General features: G+C 64.4%; 1 protein-coding gene. It reads left to right on the forward strand.

What is annotated here, in order from left to right; all coding sequences use genetic code 11:
* Positions 1–958, forward strand: a 958-nt coding sequence (locus DIE13_RS32540; RefSeq protein ID WP_124831045.1) for an aminotransferase, incomplete at both ends; no start/stop codon positions are given.

Consider the following 958-nt stretch of genomic DNA (forward strand, 5'->3'; position numbering starts at 1 on the left):
GGCAGCCGCGTGATCGTGAAGGCCGACGGCGTCTACCTGTGGGACTCGGACGGCAACAAGGTGATCGACGGGATGGCCGGCCTCTGGTGCGTGAACGTCGGCTACGGCCGCAAGGAACTGGCCGACGCCGCGTATCGCCAGCTCCAGGAACTGCCGTTCTACAACACGTTCTTCAAGACCACGCACCCGCCGGTGATCGAGCTGTCGGCAATGCTCGCCGAAGTGACGCCCGCAGGCTTCAACCACTTCTTCTATTGCAATAGCGGCTCGGAAGGCAACGACACCGTGCTGCGCCTCGTGCACCAGTACTGGCGCGTACAGGGCAAGCCGCAGAAGAAATACGTGATTTCGCGCAGGAACGGTTATCACGGCTCGACGATCGCCGGCGGCACGCTCGGCGGGATGGGCTACATGCACGAGCAGATGCCGTCGAAGGTCGAGCACATCGTGCACATCGACCAGCCGTACTTCTTCGGCGAAGCGCAGGCCGGCGAGACGCCCGAAGCGTTCGGCCTCGCACGTGCGCAGCAACTCGAAGCGAAGATCCTCGAACTGGGCGCGGAGAACGTCGCCGCGTTCATAGGCGAGCCGTTCCAGGGCGCGGGCGGCGTGATCTTCCCGCCGTCGACGTACTGGCCGGAAATCCAGCGGATCTGCCGCAAGTACGACATCCTGCTCGTCGCGGACGAAGTGATCGGCGGGTTCGGGCGCACCGGCGAATGGTTCGCGCATCAGCATTTCGGTTTCGAGCCGGACCTGATCACGATGGCCAAGGGCCTGACGTCGGGCTACGTGCCGATGGGCGCGGTCGGCATTCACGAGCGCATCGCGCGCCCGATCATCGACAACGGCGAATTCAATCACGGCCTCACGTATTCGGGCCACCCGGTCGCGGCGGCCGTTGCCGTCGCGAACCTGAAGCTTTTGCGCGATGAAGGCATCGTCGAGCGAGTGAAGC

The sequence above is a fragment of the Burkholderia sp. Bp9016 genome, from assembly GCF_003857765.1.
Classification (GTDB): Bacteria; Pseudomonadota; Gammaproteobacteria; order Burkholderiales; family Burkholderiaceae; genus Burkholderia.